The 15509-nt window shown below is 63.1% G+C and carries 15 protein-coding genes and 2 pseudogenes; 9 read left to right on the forward strand and 8 right to left on the reverse strand.

All coding sequences use genetic code 11. The features are described 5' to 3' along the window. Nucleotides 1-38: 38 nt before the first annotated feature. Both MKK04_RS25790 and MKK04_RS25795 read right to left on the reverse strand, forming a co-directional pair. A pseudogene (locus tag MKK04_RS25790) lies at nucleotides 39-1177 on the reverse strand (MFS transporter). A gap of 130 nt (nucleotides 1178-1307) precedes the next feature. Continuing rightward, entirely contained in the window at nucleotides 1308-2801 is a 1494-nt protein-coding gene (locus MKK04_RS25795) for an aldehyde dehydrogenase (protein WP_063912225.1), read from the reverse strand. Between the two features lie 195 nt (nucleotides 2802-2996). Between MKK04_RS25795 and MKK04_RS25800 the strand changes: the two genes are divergently transcribed. Next, nucleotides 2997-3356 carry a cupin domain-containing protein gene (locus tag MKK04_RS25800; RefSeq protein WP_003258971.1) on the forward strand — a complete coding sequence of 120 codons (360 nt, stop codon included), beginning with the start codon at nucleotides 2997-2999 and terminating at the stop codon, nucleotides 3354-3356. Nucleotides 3357-3511: 155 nt separating this feature from the next. Here the strand turns inward: MKK04_RS25800 and rpmG are convergent, their stop codons facing one another. Both rpmG and rpmB read right to left on the reverse strand, forming a co-directional pair. Continuing rightward, on the reverse strand, nucleotides 3512-3667 hold the full coding sequence (gene rpmG / locus MKK04_RS25805) for a 50S ribosomal protein L33 (RefSeq protein ID WP_003253507.1): 156 nt from the start codon (nucleotides 3665-3667) through the stop codon (nucleotides 3512-3514). Nucleotides 3668-3677: 10 nt separating this feature from the next. Further along, nucleotides 3678-3914 carry a 50S ribosomal protein L28 gene (rpmB, locus tag MKK04_RS25810; protein WP_003258972.1) on the reverse strand — a complete coding sequence of 79 codons (237 nt, stop codon included), beginning with the start codon at nucleotides 3912-3914 and terminating at the stop codon, nucleotides 3678-3680. A 361-nt stretch (nucleotides 3915-4275) separates the two neighbouring features. On the opposite strand from rpmB, the gene MKK04_RS25815 reads away from it, so the two are divergent. After that, nucleotides 4276-5883: an ABC transporter substrate-binding protein gene (locus tag MKK04_RS25815; protein WP_207831313.1), complete on the forward strand. Its 1608-nt coding sequence runs from the start codon at nucleotides 4276-4278 to the stop codon at nucleotides 5881-5883. 135 nt (nucleotides 5884-6018) lie between these two features. Here the strand turns inward: MKK04_RS25815 and radC are convergent, their stop codons facing one another. Next, nucleotides 6019-6699, reverse strand: coding sequence for a RadC family protein (radC, locus tag MKK04_RS25820; RefSeq protein WP_241106097.1), 681 nt, complete (start codon nucleotides 6697-6699; stop codon nucleotides 6019-6021). Nucleotides 6700-6827: 128 nt separating this feature from the next. On the opposite strand from radC, the gene coaBC reads away from it, so the two are divergent. From coaBC to argB, 4 genes and pseudogenes are all read left to right on the forward strand, one after another. Then, nucleotides 6828-8039 carry a bifunctional phosphopantothenoylcysteine decarboxylase/phosphopantothenate--cysteine ligase CoaBC gene (coaBC, locus tag MKK04_RS25825; RefSeq protein ID WP_012274821.1) on the forward strand — a complete coding sequence of 404 codons (1212 nt, stop codon included), beginning with the start codon at nucleotides 6828-6830 and terminating at the stop codon, nucleotides 8037-8039. A gap of 5 nt (nucleotides 8040-8044) precedes the next feature. Continuing rightward, nucleotides 8045-8500, forward strand: a complete 456-nt coding sequence (gene dut / locus MKK04_RS25830) for a dUTP diphosphatase (protein WP_015272329.1) — start codon at nucleotides 8045-8047, stop codon at nucleotides 8498-8500. Between the two features lie 144 nt (nucleotides 8501-8644). Beyond that, nucleotides 8645-10012: pseudogene (locus MKK04_RS25835) on the forward strand (phosphomannomutase/phosphoglucomutase); the annotation flags it as partial. Nucleotides 10013-10042: 30 nt separating this feature from the next. Then, a complete protein-coding gene (gene argB / locus MKK04_RS25840; protein WP_003258198.1) occupies nucleotides 10043-10948 on the forward strand; it encodes an acetylglutamate kinase in 906 nt (301 codons plus the stop codon). Between the two features lie 175 nt (nucleotides 10949-11123). Here the strand turns inward: argB and pyrE are convergent, their stop codons facing one another. Continuing rightward, nucleotides 11124-11765 (reverse strand): orotate phosphoribosyltransferase, encoded by a 642-nt coding sequence (pyrE, locus tag MKK04_RS25845; protein WP_003253405.1) that lies wholly within the window; start codon nucleotides 11763-11765, stop codon nucleotides 11124-11126. Between the two features lie 80 nt (nucleotides 11766-11845). Here pyrE and MKK04_RS25850 point away from each other — a divergent pair, with 80 nt between their 5' ends. Next, on the forward strand, nucleotides 11846-12625 hold the full coding sequence (locus MKK04_RS25850) for an exodeoxyribonuclease III (protein ID WP_003253401.1): 780 nt from the start codon (nucleotides 11846-11848) through the stop codon (nucleotides 12623-12625). 32 nt (nucleotides 12626-12657) lie between these two features. Here MKK04_RS25850 and MKK04_RS25855 read toward each other — a convergent pair whose 3' ends face one another. Beyond that, on the reverse strand, nucleotides 12658-13026 hold the full coding sequence (locus tag MKK04_RS25855; protein WP_003258195.1) for a DUF4870 domain-containing protein: 369 nt from the start codon (nucleotides 13024-13026) through the stop codon (nucleotides 12658-12660). 23 nt (nucleotides 13027-13049) lie between these two features. After that, entirely contained in the window at nucleotides 13050-13772 is a 723-nt protein-coding gene (gene rph, locus MKK04_RS25860; RefSeq protein WP_013974792.1) for a ribonuclease PH, read from the reverse strand. A 228-nt stretch (nucleotides 13773-14000) separates the two neighbouring features. On the opposite strand from rph, the gene MKK04_RS25865 reads away from it, so the two are divergent. Together MKK04_RS25865 and gmk are read left to right on the forward strand one after the other, a co-directional pair. Beyond that, nucleotides 14001-14864: a YicC/YloC family endoribonuclease gene (locus tag MKK04_RS25865; RefSeq protein WP_063912232.1), complete on the forward strand. Its 864-nt coding sequence runs from the start codon at nucleotides 14001-14003 to the stop codon at nucleotides 14862-14864. Between the two features lie 13 nt (nucleotides 14865-14877). Beyond that, complete coding sequence (gmk, locus tag MKK04_RS25870; protein ID WP_207831319.1) at nucleotides 14878-15498, forward strand: guanylate kinase; 621 nt, start codon at nucleotides 14878-14880, stop codon at nucleotides 15496-15498. Nucleotides 15499-15509 lie beyond the last annotated feature (11 nt).

The following is a 15509-nucleotide window of genomic DNA, read 5'->3' on the forward strand; positions in this document are numbered from 1 at the left end:
TGCGTCGCGATGGGCCGCAAAGCGGCCCCAAAAATCCATCAGGCAGAAGCAGGCTCGAAGGCCCCGCGCCTCCGGGTCAATACCACCAACCCCGCAGCCCCCGCAGCCATCAGCAACGGCAACGCATGCCCGCTGATCCACTGGCCCCCGCCCCCGCCAACAACGGCCCGAGCAGGCAGCCAATGCCCCACAGTTGCGCCACATGGGCATTGGCCCGCACCAGTTCATCATCGCGGTAGCGCTCGCCGATCAGCACCAGCGACAAGGTGAACAAGCCCCCCGCACTGGCGCCGAACAACACCCACAACGGCCAGATCGCCGGCGTGTGCAACAACAGCGGAATCGCCAGGCTGGACAACAGCAAGGTCACCGCGCAGCCGGTGAACAGGGTGCGCCGCGACATATGGTCGGCCAGCGCACCAATGGGCAGCTGCAGCACTGCGTCGCCCACCACCACGGTACTGACCATGAACAGGGCGATTTCGGTGCTGAAGCCCTGCTGCAGGCAGTACACCGGCAACAAGGTCAGGATCATCGCCTCGAACGAGGCGAACAGGGCAATGGCCCAGGCGATCACCGGCAAACGCCGGCAGAAGGCGAACAGGTCGCCGAAGGTGACGCTGCAGGCCTCTGTACTGGGCGCACCACCACGCCCAAGGAGAATCAGCGGCGCCACCAGCAGCAGGCCGGTCGCGGCCCAGAAGCCGAAGTCGTCATCCGAGCCGAGAAAGCCCAGCACCAGCGGGCCGGCCAGCTGGCTGAGGGCATAGCTGCTGCCATACAGCGCCACCAAGCGGCCACGCCATTGCTCGACCACCAGTTGGTTGATCCAGCTTTCGCCGAGGATGAACACCACGGTCAGGGACATGCCGATCATCAGCCGCAACAGCAGCCACAATGGGTAGCTGGGCAGCAGTGCCACCAGGCCGATCGACAGCGCGCCGCCCCACAGGCATATGCGCATGGCCGAGGGCACACCGACCCAGCCGGCCAGGCGGCTGGCCAGGCTGGCACCTGCCAGCACACCCAGCGCCGGCATCGCGGCCATTACGCCGATAGCGAAGCTGCCATAGCCCCAGGCTTCCAGACGCAGGGACACCAGCGGCATGCTCACGCCCAGCGCCAGCCCGACACTGAGCACCGATGCCAGTACGGCGAAGTAGGTCCCCCAACGCATCCTTGACCTCTTGAGTTCTTGGGGCTGCTTTGCAGCCCATTCGCGGCACAAGGCCGCTCCTACAGGGAAACGCATGCCCCTGTAGGAGCGGCCTTGTGCCGCGAATGGGCCGCAAAGCGGCCCCCTGGGATTACAGCTTGATCCAGGTCGCCTTCAGCTCGGTGTACTTCTCCAGCGCATGCAGCGACTTGTCACGGCCGTTGCCCGACTGCTTGAAACCACCGAACGGCGCGGTCATGTCGCCGCCGTCGTACTGGTTGACCCAGACGCTGCCAGCGCGCACGGCACGGGCGGTCTTGTGGGCCTTGGAAATGTCCGAGGTCCAGATGCCAGCGGCCAGGCCATACGGCGTGTCGTTGGCAATGGCGACGGCCTCTTCAGCGGTGTCGAAGGCGATCACCGACAGCACTGGGCCGAAGATTTCTTCCTGGGCAATGCGCATGGCGTTGGTCACGCCGTCGAAGATGGTCGGCTCGACATAGGTGCCGCCGGTCTCTTCCAGGGTGCGCTTGCCACCGGCCAGCAGCTTGGCGCCGTCCTTGTGGCCGGCTTCGATGTACGACAGCACGGTGTTCATCTGCTGGGTGTCGACCAGGGCACCGACAGTGGTCTGTGGGTCCAGCGGGTTGCCTGGCTTCCAGCCTTTCAGGGCCTCGACCACCATTGGCAGGAACTTGTCCTTGATCGAACGCTCGACCAGCAGGCGCGAGCCTGCGGTGCACACTTCGCCCTGGTTGAAGGCGATGGCGCTGGCGGCAGCCTCGGCAGCAGCTTGCAGGTCCGGGGCGTCGGCGAAGACGATGTTCGGGCTCTTGCCACCGGCTTCCAGCCAGATGCGCTTCATGTTCGATTCGCCAGCATAGATCATCAGCTGCTTGGCGATCTTGGTCGAACCGGTGAACACCAGGGTGTCGACGTCCATGTGCAGGGCCAGTGCCTTGCCCACGGTGTGGCCGTAGCCTGGCAGCACGTTCAGCACGCCAGCCGGGATACCGGCTTCGATGGCCAGCTGGGCGATGCGAATGGCAGTCAGCGGCGATTTTTCGGACGGCTTGAGCACTACCGAGTTACCGGTGGCCAGGGCCGGGCCAAGCTTCCAGCAGGCCATCAGCAGCGGGAAGTTCCACGGTACGATGGCACCGACCACACCCACTGCTTCACGGGTGACCAGGCCGAGCTGGTCATGCGGGGTCGGGGCGACTTCGTCGTAGACCTTGTCGATGGCTTCGGCAGTCCAGTGGATGGCATTGGCCGCGCCCGGGATGTCGATGCTGGAGGAGTCACCGATCGGCTTGCCCATGTCCAGGGTTTCCAGCAGTGCCAGCTCTTCGACGTTCTTGCGCAGCAGGTCGGCGAAGCGGATCAGCTTGGCCTTGCGCTTGGCCGGTGCCAGCTGCGACCACACGCCGGAGTTGAAGGTGGCACGGGCGTTTTCCACAGCGCGGTTGGCATCGGCCAGGTCACAGCTGGCAACCTTGGCCAGGAAGCGTCCGTCGACCGGGCTCAGGCACTCGAAGGTTTCACCGGATGCGGCATCGGTGTATTCGCCGTTGATGAAGGCACGGCCTTCGATCTTCAGTTGCTGGGCACGTTGTTCCCAGTCCGCACGAGTCAGGGTGGTCATACGAAACTCCTCCTCTTGTTTAGGTGCAACGCCGCACTGAGGACTCACAGGCGTTGTCAGAATTCTGGTGGGCGACGAGCGCACACTGGCAAGCGATACCCTAAACCAGCCCGGGTAAACTATCAATATATTTGACACAGAAGGCTCAAAAGCCTACTGATGTGCATTTTATTAAACAACAACAGGAGCCGCACCATGAGCATCGACAGCATCATCGACTTCGCACAGGTCATTACCGAGGCCGAACGCTACCGCCCGGCGGCGGAAAAAATCCTCAAGGGCGAGCCCGACCAGGCGGTCTACAACCATTATTCCAGCCCGTGCGGGCAGTTTGCCGCGGGCGTGTGGGAAGGCGAGGTGGGGCAATGGACGGTGAACTACACCGAGCATGAGTACTGCGAGATCGTCCAGGGTGTTTCGGTGCTGCGCGACCAGGACGGTGGGGCCAAGACTTTGCGTGCCGGTGACCGGTTTGTCATTCCGGCGGGGTTCAAGGGCACCTGGGAGGTGCTGGAACCTTGCCGCAAGATCTATGTGATGTTCGAGCAGAAATGATTTGAGGCTGTGCCGGCCTCTGCTCCCACAAGGATTTCACCGCCCTAAAGGCTTGTGATGCACCTGTGGGAGCGGGTTTACCCGCGAAGAGGCCAGCACAGGCATAAAAAAACCCGCGTCCTTTCGGATGCGGGTTTTTTCAGGTCGCCGATCAATTACTTGATCTTGGCTTCCTTGTACACCACGTGCTTGCGAACAACCGGATCATATTTCTTGATCTCGATTTTGTCCGGAGTGGTGCGCTTGTTCTTGTCGGTGGTGTAGAAGTGGCCAGTGCCAGCACTCGAAACCAGACGGATCAATTCACGCATGACGTTCTCCTTAGAACTTTTCGCCGCGAGCGCGCAGCTCGGCCAGCACTACGTCGATACCACGCTTGTCAATGACGCGCATGCCTTTGGCAGATACGCGCAGACGCACAAAACGCTTCTCGGATTCAACCCAGAAACGGTGGTGCTGCAGGTTCGGCAGGAAACGACGACGGGTTTTGTTGTTTGCGTGGGAAATGTTGTTCCCGGTTACTGGACCCTTACCAGTAACTTGACAGACTCTCGACATGACTCAGCCCTCTAAAACCACATGCCCAACCCGGCATGGGTTGGCCGCTTAATCTCTCAGTCTTTGGCGCCTGGGCGCCGTGATTCTGGAGGTCTTATCGGCCGCATTCGCTGATGCGACAGGCCGAGCCCCTAGAAAAGAGCGCTGCTTTATACCAGAAAGACTCGGCCGCAACAACATTAGATGAATATTGACACGAGCCTCGACGCGCCCGGCCAGCATAGCGGCAGGCCCCGTCAGCCGTCGACCGCTCGTCGCCAATTTTGTAAAAAAGGGTGTGGCCATTTCCCGACGGGCACACTAGGGTAGGCCTTTTCCAGACTGCACTGGCAGATGGGCCACTGACAGCCAAGGAGCCACTATGCGTGCTGCCGCCCTTTCCTTATTGTTCAACTCCTTGTTCGCCGCAGGCGCCCTGTTCGCCGCCGGCGTTGCCCAGGCCGCCCCGCTGAGCGTCTGCAGCGAGGCCAGCCCCGAAGGCTTCGACGTGGTGCAGTACAACTCGCTGACCACCACCAACGCCACGGCCGATGTGCTGATGAACCGGCTGGTGGAGTTCGACGCGGCGCAAGGCAAGGTGGTGCCGAGCCTGGCGGCCAGCTGGACGGTATCGGCCGATGGCCTGATCTACGACTTTACCCTGCGCGATGACGTGAAATTCCACACCACCGCCTACTTCAAGCCAAGCCGCGCCCTGAACGCCGACGATGTGCTGTTCAGCTTCCAGCGCATGCTCTACCCCGCCCATGCCTGGCACAAGACCGCACCGGGCGGTTACCCGCATGCCCAGTCGCTGCAACTGGGCAGCCTGATCAAGGCGATCGAGGCGCCCGCACCGAACACCGTGCGTTTCACCCTCAACCACCCGGACGCCACGTTCCTGGCCACGCTGAGCATGGGCTTTGCCTCGATCTACTCCGCCGAGTACGCCGACAAACTGCTCAAGGCCGGCACGCCGGAGAAGCTCAACAGCCAGCCGGTCGGTACCGGGCCGTTCATCTTCCAGCGCTTCCAGAAGGACGCCTTGGTGCGCTACCGCGCCAACCCTGACTACTTCGCCGGCAAGCCGGCGGTCGACCCGCTGATCTTCGCCATCACCACCGATGCCAACGTGCGCCTGCAGAAACTCAAGCGCGGCGAGTGCCAGGTCGCGTTGTCGCCCAAGCCGCTGGACATTGCCGAAGCCGGCAAGGACGGCAACCTCAAGGTGGTCACCACCCCGGCCTTCATGACCGCCTTCGTCGCCATCAACAGCCAGCACCCACCGCTGGACAAGCCGGAAGTGCGCCAGGCCATCAACCTGGCCTTCGACAGGCAGGCTTATCTGAAGGCCGTGTTCGAAGACTCCGCGGTAGCCGCCAACGGCCCCTACCCGCCCAACACCTGGAGCTACGCCAAGGACTTGCCCGGCTACCCGCTGGACCTGAAGAAAGCCAAGGCCCTGCTGACCAAGGCTGGCCTGGCCCAAGGCTTCAGCACCACGATCTGGACCCGCCCGTCGGGCAGCCTGCTCAACCCCAACCCCAGCCTCGGTGCGCAGATGCTGCAGGCCGACCTGGCCAAGATTGGCATCAAGGCCGAGATCCGCGTGATCGAGTGGGGCGAGCTGATCCGCCGCGCCAAGGCGGGCGAGCATGACCTGCTGTTCATGGGCTGGGCGGGTGACAACGGCGACCCGGACAACTTCCTCAGCCCGCAGTTTTCCTGCGCCGCGGTGCAGTCGGGGACCAACTTCGCACGTTTCTGCGACAGCCGCCTGGACCAGTTGATCAGCGCCGGGCGTACCACCAACGACCAGAGCGTGCGCAGCCGGCTTTACCAGCAGGCGCAAACCCTGATTCAGCAGCAGGCGCTGTGGGTGCCGCTGGCGCACCCGACGGCGGCGGCCCTGCTGCGCCAAGGGGTCGAGGGGTACCAGGTGAGCCCGTTCGGGCGGCTGGATTTCAGCAAGGTGTCAGTGACCAAGTAAGCCCGCGCCGGCCTCTTCGCGGGTAAACCCGCTCCCACAGGGACCGCGCCAACTTTGAACATGGCACTATCCCTGTGGGAGCGGGTTCACCCGCGAAAGGGCCGGTACTGGCAGCACAAGGCTCCCAGTTTTTCCTCAGGCCACAATCCACCCATGCTCGACCATCGACAGCGGCTCCCCGTCACCGATGATGATGTGATCCAGCACCCGCACATCGATCAACGCCAGCCCCCGCTTCAGCGACAGGGTCAAATGCACATCGTCCTGGCTGGGCTCACTGTTGCCTGAGGGGTGGTTGTGGCACAGGATCAAGGCCGCTGCGTTATGCAGCAATGCCCGCCGCACCACTTCCCGTGGGTAGACGCTGGCCCGATCTATCGTGCCTCGGAAGAGGATTTCAAACGCCAACGGCCTGTGCTTGGTATCGAGAAAGAGACATCCGAACACCTCGCTGACTTCATGTCGCAGCATCGCTTTCAGATAGCGCCTCACCGTTCCCGGGCTGTCCATCGCAGATTCACGCTCAATCGAAGTTGCAAGGTGCCTGCGCCCGATCTCCAGCAGCGCCTGCAACTGGCTGTACCTCACCGGGCCCAAACCAAGCTCACCGACGAAGGCCTCACGGTCGGCCTCCAGCAACTGGCGCAAGCCCCCGAACTTCACGAGCAGACCTCGCGCCAGTTCCACGACATTGCGCCCACGCACACCTGAGCCGAGAAATACAGCAAGCAATTCCGTATCCGTCAGGCTTCCGACCCCACGCTGCAACAACTTCTCCCTCGGCCGCTCTTCAGCCGGCCACTCCCTGATATTCATCCCGCCCCTCTGCCCTTGCTGCGGCCCATTTCGGCCCTGTGTTAATCTATTTCGCCTCGTACATGCGACGTTCTGCCGCAGGCATTCCCAAACGTCGCCGCCCGCTCTCACTGGAAAAAGGCAAGCCTATGCAGCGGCTGTATCGCAAGCGCATCGTTCTCGGCGTGGGTGGCGGCATTGCCGCCTACAAAAGCGCCGAACTGATTCGCCGACTCCTGGAGCACGGCGCGCAGGTGCGCGTCGTCATGACCCGTGGTGGTGCAGAGTTCATCACCCCGCTGACCCTGCAGGCGCTGTCGGGCCACCCGGTGCACATGGACCTGCTCGACCCTGCCGCCGAAGCGGCCATGGGCCATATCGAACTGGCCAAGTGGGCCGACCTGGTGCTGATCGCCCCGGCCACCGCCGACCTCATGGCGCGCATGGCCCAAGGCATGGCCGATGACCTGCTGACCACCCTGGTACTGGCCACCGACGCTACCGTCGCCGTGGCCCCGGCCATGAACCAGGCCATGTGGCGCGACCCGGCCACCCAGGCCAACCTCGAGCTGCTCAAGAGCCGTGGCATCCAGGTGTTCGGCCCGGCGTCCGGCAGCCAGGCCTGTGGCGACGTCGGCCTGGGCCGCATGCTCGAAGCCACCGACCTGGCCTGGTGTGCCGCGGAAAGCTTCAAGCGCCAGGCCCTGACCGGCAAGCACGTGCTGATCACCGCCGGCCCGACCCAGGAAAACATCGACCCGGTGCGCTACATCACCAATCATAGCTCCGGCAAGATGGGCTTCGCCCTGGCCGAAGCGGCCGCCGAAGCCGGGGCTAGGGTCACCCTCGTCACCGGCCCTGTGCACCTGCCGACCCCCGACCGGGTCAGCCGTATCGACGTGGTCAGCGCGCGGGACATGCTCGCAGCCTGTGAAGCGGCCATGCCGTGCGACCTGTTCATCGCCTCGGCGGCGGTCGCGGACTACCGCCCGGAAGTCGTTGCCACGCAAAAACTGAAGAAAGATCCTACGACCGGCGACGGCATGCTGCTGCAGATGGTGCGTAATCCCGATATCCTTGCCACCCTCGCTGGCCGTGCCGACCGCCCGTTCAGCGTCGGCTTCGCCGCCGAGACCGAACACTTGCTCGATTACGCCACGCGCAAGCTCAAGGACAAGAACCTCGACCTGATCGTCGCCAATGATGTGGCCAACCCCAGCATCGGCTTCAACAGCGAAGAAAACGCCTTGACCGTGATCGACCGCCAGCAGCACCAGACCCTCTTCGCGCAGACCAGCAAGGGCAAGATCGCCCGGCAACTGGTCGCCTTCATCGCCGAACGGCTCAATCAGGTTCAATAAGTTACATGCACGCTCTTCAAGCCAAGATCCTCGACCCACGCCTGGGCACCGAATTCCCCCTGCCGCAGTACGCCACCCCCGGCTCCGCCGGCCTGGACCTGCGCGCCCTGCTCAAAGAGGACACCGTCCTCGAGCCAGGCCAGACCCTGCTGATTCCCACCGGCCTGTCGATCTACATCGGCGACCCGGGCCTGGCGGCGGTGATCCTGCCGCGCTCGGGCCTGGGCCATAAGCACGGCATCGTGCTGGGCAACCTGGTCGGGCTGATCGACTCGGACTACCAGGGCGAGTTGATGGTGTCGTGCTGGAACCGCGGCAACACCCCGTTCACCATCGCTGTCGGCGAGCGCATCGCCCAGCTGGTGCTGGTACCGGTGGTACAGGCCCATTTCGACATCGTCGAAGCGTTCGATGAAAGCCAGCGCGGCGCTGGCGGCTTCGGCCATTCCGGCAGCCACTGAGCCGAGAAATGACCGTTCAGGCCAAGGATGGCGAACTCTCTGGCGAAACCACCGTCCAAGCGTTCAGTTTGCGCCTGCCCAGAAAGCCTTTGACTAATGGAGCTTCCAGAGATGAACGACATGGCCCACCTGGTCCCCGCCGCACTGCCAGACAGCATTTTCCGCGCGTATGACATTCGCGGCGTGGTCGGCAAAACCCTTCACGCCGAAACCGCCTACTGGATCGGCCGCGCCATCGGCGCGCAAAGCCTGGCCCAGGGCGAACCGCAGGTTTCGGTCGGCCGCGATGGCCGCCTGTCCGGCCCGATGCTGGTCGAACAGCTGATCAAGGGCCTGGTCGATGCCGGCTGCCAGGTCAGCGACGTCGGCCTGGTGCCTACCCCGGCGCTGTACTACGCAGCCAACGTGCTGGCCGGCAAGTCGGGTGTGATGCTGACCGGTAGCCACAACCCGTCGGACTACAACGGCTTCAAGATCGTCATCGCCGGCGATACCCTGGCCAACGAACAGATCCAGGCGCTGCTGACCCGCCTGAAAACCAACAACCTGACCCGCGCCGAAGGCCGCGTAGAAAAGGTCGAGATCCTCGACCGCTACTTCCAGCAGATTGTCGGCGACGTGAAGCTGGCCAGGAAGCTCAAGGTGGTGGTGGACTGCGGCAATGGCGCCGCTGGCGTGGTTGCGCCGCAACTGATCGAAGCCTTGGGCTGCGAAGTGATCCCGCTGTTCTGCGAGGTCGATGGCAACTTCCCCAACCACCACCCGGACCCGGGCAAGCCGGAAAACCTCGAAGACCTGATCGCCAAGGTCAAGGAAACCGGCGCCGACATCGGCCTGGCCTTCGACGGTGACGGCGACCGCGTCGGCGTGGTGACCAACACCGGCAGCATCGTCTACCCCGACCGCCTGCTGATGCTGTTTGCCCAGGACGTGCTGTCGCGCAACCCGGGCGCCGAAATCATCTTCGACGTCAAATGCACCCGCCGCCTGACCCCGCTGATCGAGCAGCACGGCGGCCGCGCGCTGATGTGGAAGACCGGCCACTCGCTGATCAAGAAGAAGATGAAACAGACTGGCTCGCTGCTGGCCGGCGAGATGAGCGGTCACATCTTCATCAAGGAACGCTGGTACGGTTTCGACGACGGCATCTACAGCGCCGCGCGCCTGCTGGAGATCCTCAGCAAGACCGGGCAAAGCGCCGAAAACCTGTTTGCCGCCTTCCCGAACGATATTTCCACGCCGGAAATCAATATTGATGTGACCGACGAGGGTAAATTCAGCATCATTGATGCACTGCAACGCGACGCCGACTGGGGCGACGCCAACCTGACCACCATCGATGGTGTGCGGGTGGATTATGCCCACGGCTGGGGCCTGGTTCGCGCCTCCAACACCACCCCGGTGCTGGTGCTGCGCTTCGAGGCCGACAGCGACGCCGAATTGCAACGTATCAAGGATGTTTTCCGTACTCAGTTGCTGCGGGTTGAGCCTGAGCTGCAACTGCCGTTCTGACCGACTATCTGTTCCTTACAGGAGCCCTGCATGACCCTCGATCGCGATGCCGCTTCCCATGTAGCCGAGGTTTTGTCCGAAGCACTGCCTTACATCCGCCGCTTTGTCGGCAAGACCCTGGTGATCAAGTACGGCGGCAACGCGATGGAGAGCGAGGAGCTCAAGACCGGCTTCGCCCGTGACATCGTGCTGATGAAGGCTGTGGGCATCAACCCGGTGGTGGTCCACGGTGGTGGCCCGCAGATCGGCGACCTGCTCAAGCGCCTGTCGATCGAAAGCCACTTCATCGACGGCATGCGCGTCACCGACTCGGCGACCATGGACGTGGTGGAGATGGTGCTGGGTGGCCAGGTCAACAAGGACATCGTCAACCTGATCAACCGCCACGGCGGCAGCGCCATCGGCCTGACCGGCAAGGACGCGGAGCTGATCCGCGCCCGCAAGCTGACCGTCAGCCGCCAGACACCCGAGATGACCACCCCGGAAATCATCGACATCGGCCACGTGGGCGAAGTGGTGAGCGTGAACACCGACCTGCTGAACATGCTGGTGAAGGGCGACTTCATCCCGGTGATCGCGCCGATCGGCGTGGGTGCCAACGGTGAGTCGTACAACATCAACGCCGACCTGGTGGCGGGCAAGGTAGCCGAGGCGCTGAAGGCCGAGAAGCTGATGCTGCTGACCAACATCGCCGGCCTGATGGACAAGCAGGGCGAGGTGCTGACCGGCCTGACCACCGAGCAGGTCAACGAACTGATCGCCGACGGCACCATCTACGGCGGCATGCTGCCGAAGATCAAGTGCGCACTGGATGCGGTGCAGGGCGGTGTGAACAGCTCGCACATCATCGACGGCCGTGTGCCGAATGCGGTACTGCTGGAGATCTTCACCGACAGTGGTGTGGGTACCCTGATTACCAACCGCAAGCAGCGCTGATCGTCAACCTGTTCCGGCCTCTTCGCGGGTAAACCCGCTCCCACAGGTACTGCACCGCCTTTGAGGGCTGTGGAGATCCTGTGGGAGCGGGTTTACCCGCGAAGAGGCCGGAACAGGCGAAACAAAAAAGGCGACCCTCATGCGAAGGTCGCCTTTTTCATTTCCGGGCCTCGAATCAGATACCGTACTGCGCCCGGTAAGCCTCGACAGCCGGCAGATGCTGCTTCAGCTGCGGGTCATCGGCCAGGAACTCCAGCACCTGGGTCAGCGAAACGATGCTGACCACCGGGATACCGAAGTCGCGCTCCACTTCCTGGATCGCCGACAGCTCGCCATTGCCACGCTCTTCGCGGTTCAGCGCGATCAGCACGCCGGCGGCCTTGGCCTGCTGGGCATTGATGATCTGCATGACCTCACGAATGGCGGTACCGGCGGTGATCACGTCGTCGATGATCAGCACGTCACCGGCCAGCGGTGCACCGACCAGGCTGCCGCCTTCGCCGTGATCCTTGGCTTCCTTGCGGTTGAAGCACCATGGCACGTCGAGCTGATGCTGATCGGCAAGGGCCACGGCAGTCGTCGCTGCCAGCGGGATACCCTTGTAGGCCGGGCCGAACAGCACATCGAACGGGATCTTGCTGTCGACGATGGCTGCGGCATAGCAGCGCCCCAGTTCGGCCAGGGCGGAACCGGTGTTGAACAGGCCGGCATTGAAGAAATACGGGCTGGTACGCCCCGATTTCAGGGTGAATTCACCGAAACGCAGTACCCCGCGATCGATGGCAAAACGGATGAAGTCGCGCTGATACGGCTGCATGGATAGTCCCGGACACCACGGATTTAGCTAAATGGTTTGAGCTCGGGTATCATACACGCACGAGATTTTTGGGGCCATTTATGCGGATCATCAGTGTGAACGTAAATGGCATTCAGGCTGCGGCCGAGCGTGGTTTGCTCAGCTGGCTGCAAGCCCAGAATGCCGACGTCATCTGCCTTCAGGATACCCGCGCCTCGGCCTTTGAACTCGATGACCCAGCTTTCCAGCTCGATGGCTATTTCCTTTATGCCTGCGACGCGGAGGTGCCTGCCCAAGGTGGTGTGGCCCTGTATTCGCGCATGCAGCCCAAGGCAGTCATCACCGGCCTGGGCTTCGAGACAGCCGACCGCTACGGGCGTTACCTGCAAGCAGATTTCGACAAAGTCAGTATTGCCAGCCTGCTGCTGCCTTCGGGTATGAACGGCGACGAAGACTTGAACCAGAAGTTCAAGTTGATGGACGACTTCGCCAAATACCTGGACAAACAGCGTCGCAAGCGTCGCGAATACATCTACTGCGGCTCGTTCTACGTGGCGCAGCAGAAGCTCGACATCAAGAACTGGCGTGACAGCCAGCAGTCGCCGGGTTTCCTGGCGCCGGAGCGCGCCTGGATGGATGCGATCACTGGCGAGATGGGTTACGTCGATGCCCTGCGCGAAGTCAGCCGTGAAGGCGACCAGTACAGCTGGTGGCCGGACAACGAGCAGGCCGAGATGCTCAACCTGGGCTACCGGTTCGACTACCAGATCCTAACCCCGGGCCTGCGCCGCTTCGTGCGTAACGCCCGTCTGCCGCGTCAGCCGCGCTTCTCCCAGCATGCGCCGCTGATCGTCGACTATGACTGGACGTTGACCATCTAAACGCAATTGGGGCCGCTCTGCGGCCCCAATTGCTATTTGATCGGTCGCCAGATCATCGGGTAGCGATAAGGCTTGCCCTCATTCGCCCGCACCGCCGCAATGATGATCAGGATCATCACCGCGACCATCAGCATGGCGAACAGCACCAGCCCGATGAACACGAACATCAGCAGGAAGCAGATGAACCCGGCAATGGTCACGCTGATCTGAAAGTTCAGCGCCTCTTTGCCCTGGGCGTCGATGAAAGGGTCTTGCTCGCGCTTGAGGTGCCACAGCACCAGCGGGCCCAGCAGGTGCCCGAGCGGCACCACCAGGCCCAGCAGCGCGGAGAGGTGGCAGAACATCGCCCATTGCCGGATTTCGGCATTGGGCGGGGTGATCGACAGGTTCGATTCGCTCATGCCCCGCACCTCCCTGGCTGGGTTCAGTCGGCCAGTGCCGCCTGCTGCAGTTCGAAGATCTCGCTCATGCCCTTCTGTGCCAGGGCGAGCATGGCGTTGAAGTCTTCAGGCTGGAACGGCGCGCCCTCGGCAGTACCCTGCACTTCGATGAAACCACCGGCGCTGGTCATGACCACGTTCAGGTCGGTTTCGGCGGCGGAGTCTTCCAGGTAGTCCAGGTCGAGCACCGCTTCGCCCTGGTACATGCCCACCGACACGGCGGCGATCATGTGCTTGAGCGGGTTGCCGGCCTTCAGGCCACCGCGCTTCTTGATCACCGCCAGGGCGTCGCACAGGGCGACCATGGCACCGGTGATGGACGCAGTGCGGGTGCCACCATCGGCCTGGATCACGTCGCAGTCGACGTACAGAGTGATGTCACCGAGCTTGCTCATGTCCAGCGCGGCGCGCAGCGAACGGCCGATCAGGCGCTGGATTTCCAGGGTGCGCCCACCCTGCTTGCCACGGCTGGCTTCACGTTGGTTACGCTCGCCGGTGGAGCGCGGCAGCATGCCGTATTCGGCGGTCAGCCAGCCTTGGCCCTGGCCTTTGAGGAAGCGTGGCACACCGTTTTCCACGCTGACCGTGCAGATGACCTTGGTGTCACCGAACTCGACCAGTACCGACCCTTCGGCGTGCTTGGTGTAGTTGCGGGTGATGCGGATCGAGCGGAGCTGATCGGCGGCGCGACCACTTGGACGTTTCATCTGGGATACCTGTACTGGGACTTTGAATCTGCCGAGCATTATAGAGCCCGCAGCCCGGGGAAGACATGCCTATTGTCGCGCCCGGCACTGCCCGTCGCCTTTTCCTACCGGCCAGGCCACCCGTCGGTAACATGGGTGGATTGGGCGCCATGGCCCCACTGCGCTACAATCCTGCGCCTTGCAGCCGAGAGGCTCCCACCGTTCATTCATCTACGCGAGGTACTCCCCATGGTGCACAGCATGACCGCTTTTGCTCGTGTCGAGCGCGCCGGCAGCCAAGGCACCCTGGTCTGGGAGCTGCGCTCGGTCAACCACCGTTACCTGGAACCGCACCTGCGCCTGCCCGAGGCCCTGCGCGACCTCGAAGGCGCCGTGCGTGAAGGCCTGCGCCAGGGCCTGTCGCGGGGCAAGGTGGAATGCACCTTGCGCCTCAACGAAGACAGCAACGGCAAACCACTGAAGGTGGACCGCGAGCGCGCCGCACAGCTGGTTGCCGCCGCCGAGGAAGTGGCCGGCCTGATCAAGCAGCCGGCCCCCCTGAACCCGCTGGAGGTGCTGTCCTGGCCTGGCGTGCTGGTAGCCGACGCCAGCGACCCGCAGGCACTGAATAGCGAAGCCATGGCGCTGTTCGATGAAGCGCTGGCCGAGCTCAAGGCCGGGCGCCAGCGTGAAGGCCAGGAACTGGCCCGGCTGATCAACGAGCGCCTGGACAACATGGCCAGCGAAGTCACCACCCTGCGCGCCCTGGTGCCGCAGATGCTGGCGGCGCAGCGGCAGAAGATCCTCGACCGCTTCGGCGACATGCAGGCCGAACTCGACCCGCAACGCCTGGAGCAGGAGATGGTGCTGCTGGCCCAGAAGAGCGACGTGGCCGAGGAACTCGACCGTCTCAGCACCCACGTCACCGAAGTGCGCCGAGTGCTCAAGGGTGGCGGTGCCGCCGGCCGGCGCCTGGACTTCCTGATGCAGGAACTCAACCGCGAGGCCAACACCCTCGGCTCCAAGGCCTTCGACCCACGCAGCACGCAAGCGGCGGTCAACCTGAAGGTATTGATCGAACAGATGCGTGAACAAGTACAGAACATCGAGTAAGGCCACCCCGACCATGAACCATAGCAGCGGCACCCTCTACATCGTTTCGGCTCCTTCGGGCGCCGGCAAGACCAGCCTGGTCACCGCCCTGACCAAGGACGACCAGCAAATCCGCGTCTCGGTCTCGCACACCACCCGCGCCATGCGCCCGGGCGAGCAGCACGGGGTGAACTACCACTTCGTCGTCCACGAGGAATTCAAGGCGCTGATCGCCCAAGGCGACTTCCTGGAACATGCCGAGGTGTTCGGCAACTTCTACGGCACCTCGCGCAGCGCGCTGCAGCAGACCCTGGACCAGGGTTACGACCTGATCCTGGAAATCGACTGGCAGGGCGCGCAGCAAGTGCGCAAGCTGATGCCGCAGGCGTTGTCGGTGTTCATCCTGCCGCCAAGCCAGCAGGCCCTGCGCCAGCGCCTGGACGGCCGCGGGCAGGACAGCGAAGAGATCATCGCCGGGCGCATGAAGGAAGCCGTCAGCGAGATGGTGCACTACGACGAGTATGACTACGTGATCATCAACGATGATTTCGACGTGGCGCTGGAGGATTTGAAAGCGGTGTTCCGCTCGAATCGCCTGGTGTTGAAGAAGCAGCAGCAGCGTCATGCGGCGTTGCTGAAGCAAATGATCGGCTAAAGATTGCCTGG

This window comes from Pseudomonas sp. LS.1a (assembly GCF_022533585.1).
Classification (GTDB): Bacteria; Pseudomonadota; Gammaproteobacteria; order Pseudomonadales; family Pseudomonadaceae; genus Aquipseudomonas.

Bases quoted from the DNA above. Each gene is read 5' to 3' on its own strand.
- rpmB (WP_003258972.1), bottom strand. From the start codon at position 3,914: ATGTCGAGAGTCTGTCAAGTTACTGGTAAGGGTCCAGTAACCGGGAAC.
- MKK04_RS25800 (WP_003258971.1), top strand. From the start codon at position 2,997: ATGAGCATCGACAGCATCATCGACTTCGCACAGGTCATTACCGAGGCC.
- coaBC (WP_012274821.1), top strand. From the start codon at position 6,828: ATGCAGCGGCTGTATCGCAAGCGCATCGTTCTCGGCGTGGGTGGCGGC.
- gmk (WP_207831319.1), top strand. From the start codon at position 14,878: ATGAACCATAGCAGCGGCACCCTCTACATCGTTTCGGCTCCTTCGGGC.
- MKK04_RS25865 (WP_063912232.1), top strand. From the start codon at position 14,001: ATGGTGCACAGCATGACCGCTTTTGCTCGTGTCGAGCGCGCCGGCAGC.
- MKK04_RS25850 (WP_003253401.1), top strand. From the start codon at position 11,846: ATGCGGATCATCAGTGTGAACGTAAATGGCATTCAGGCTGCGGCCGAG.
- dut (WP_015272329.1), top strand. From the start codon at position 8,045: ATGCACGCTCTTCAAGCCAAGATCCTCGACCCACGCCTGGGCACCGAA.
- MKK04_RS25815 (WP_207831313.1), top strand. From the start codon at position 4,276: ATGCGTGCTGCCGCCCTTTCCTTATTGTTCAACTCCTTGTTCGCCGCA.
- radC (WP_241106097.1), bottom strand. From the start codon at position 6,699: ATGAATATCAGGGAGTGGCCGGCTGAAGAGCGGCCGAGGGAGAAGTTG.
- rph (WP_013974792.1), bottom strand. From the start codon at position 13,772: ATGAAACGTCCAAGTGGTCGCGCCGCCGATCAGCTCCGCTCGATCCGC.
- pyrE (WP_003253405.1), bottom strand. From the start codon at position 11,765: ATGCAGCCGTATCAGCGCGACTTCATCCGTTTTGCCATCGATCGCGGG.
- MKK04_RS25855 (WP_003258195.1), bottom strand. From the start codon at position 13,026: ATGAGCGAATCGAACCTGTCGATCACCCCGCCCAATGCCGAAATCCGG.
- argB (WP_003258198.1), top strand. From the start codon at position 10,043: ATGACCCTCGATCGCGATGCCGCTTCCCATGTAGCCGAGGTTTTGTCC.
- MKK04_RS25795 (WP_063912225.1), bottom strand. From the start codon at position 2,801: ATGACCACCCTGACTCGTGCGGACTGGGAACAACGTGCCCAGCAACTG.
- rpmG (WP_003253507.1), bottom strand. From the start codon at position 3,667: ATGCGTGAATTGATCCGTCTGGTTTCGAGTGCTGGCACTGGCCACTTC.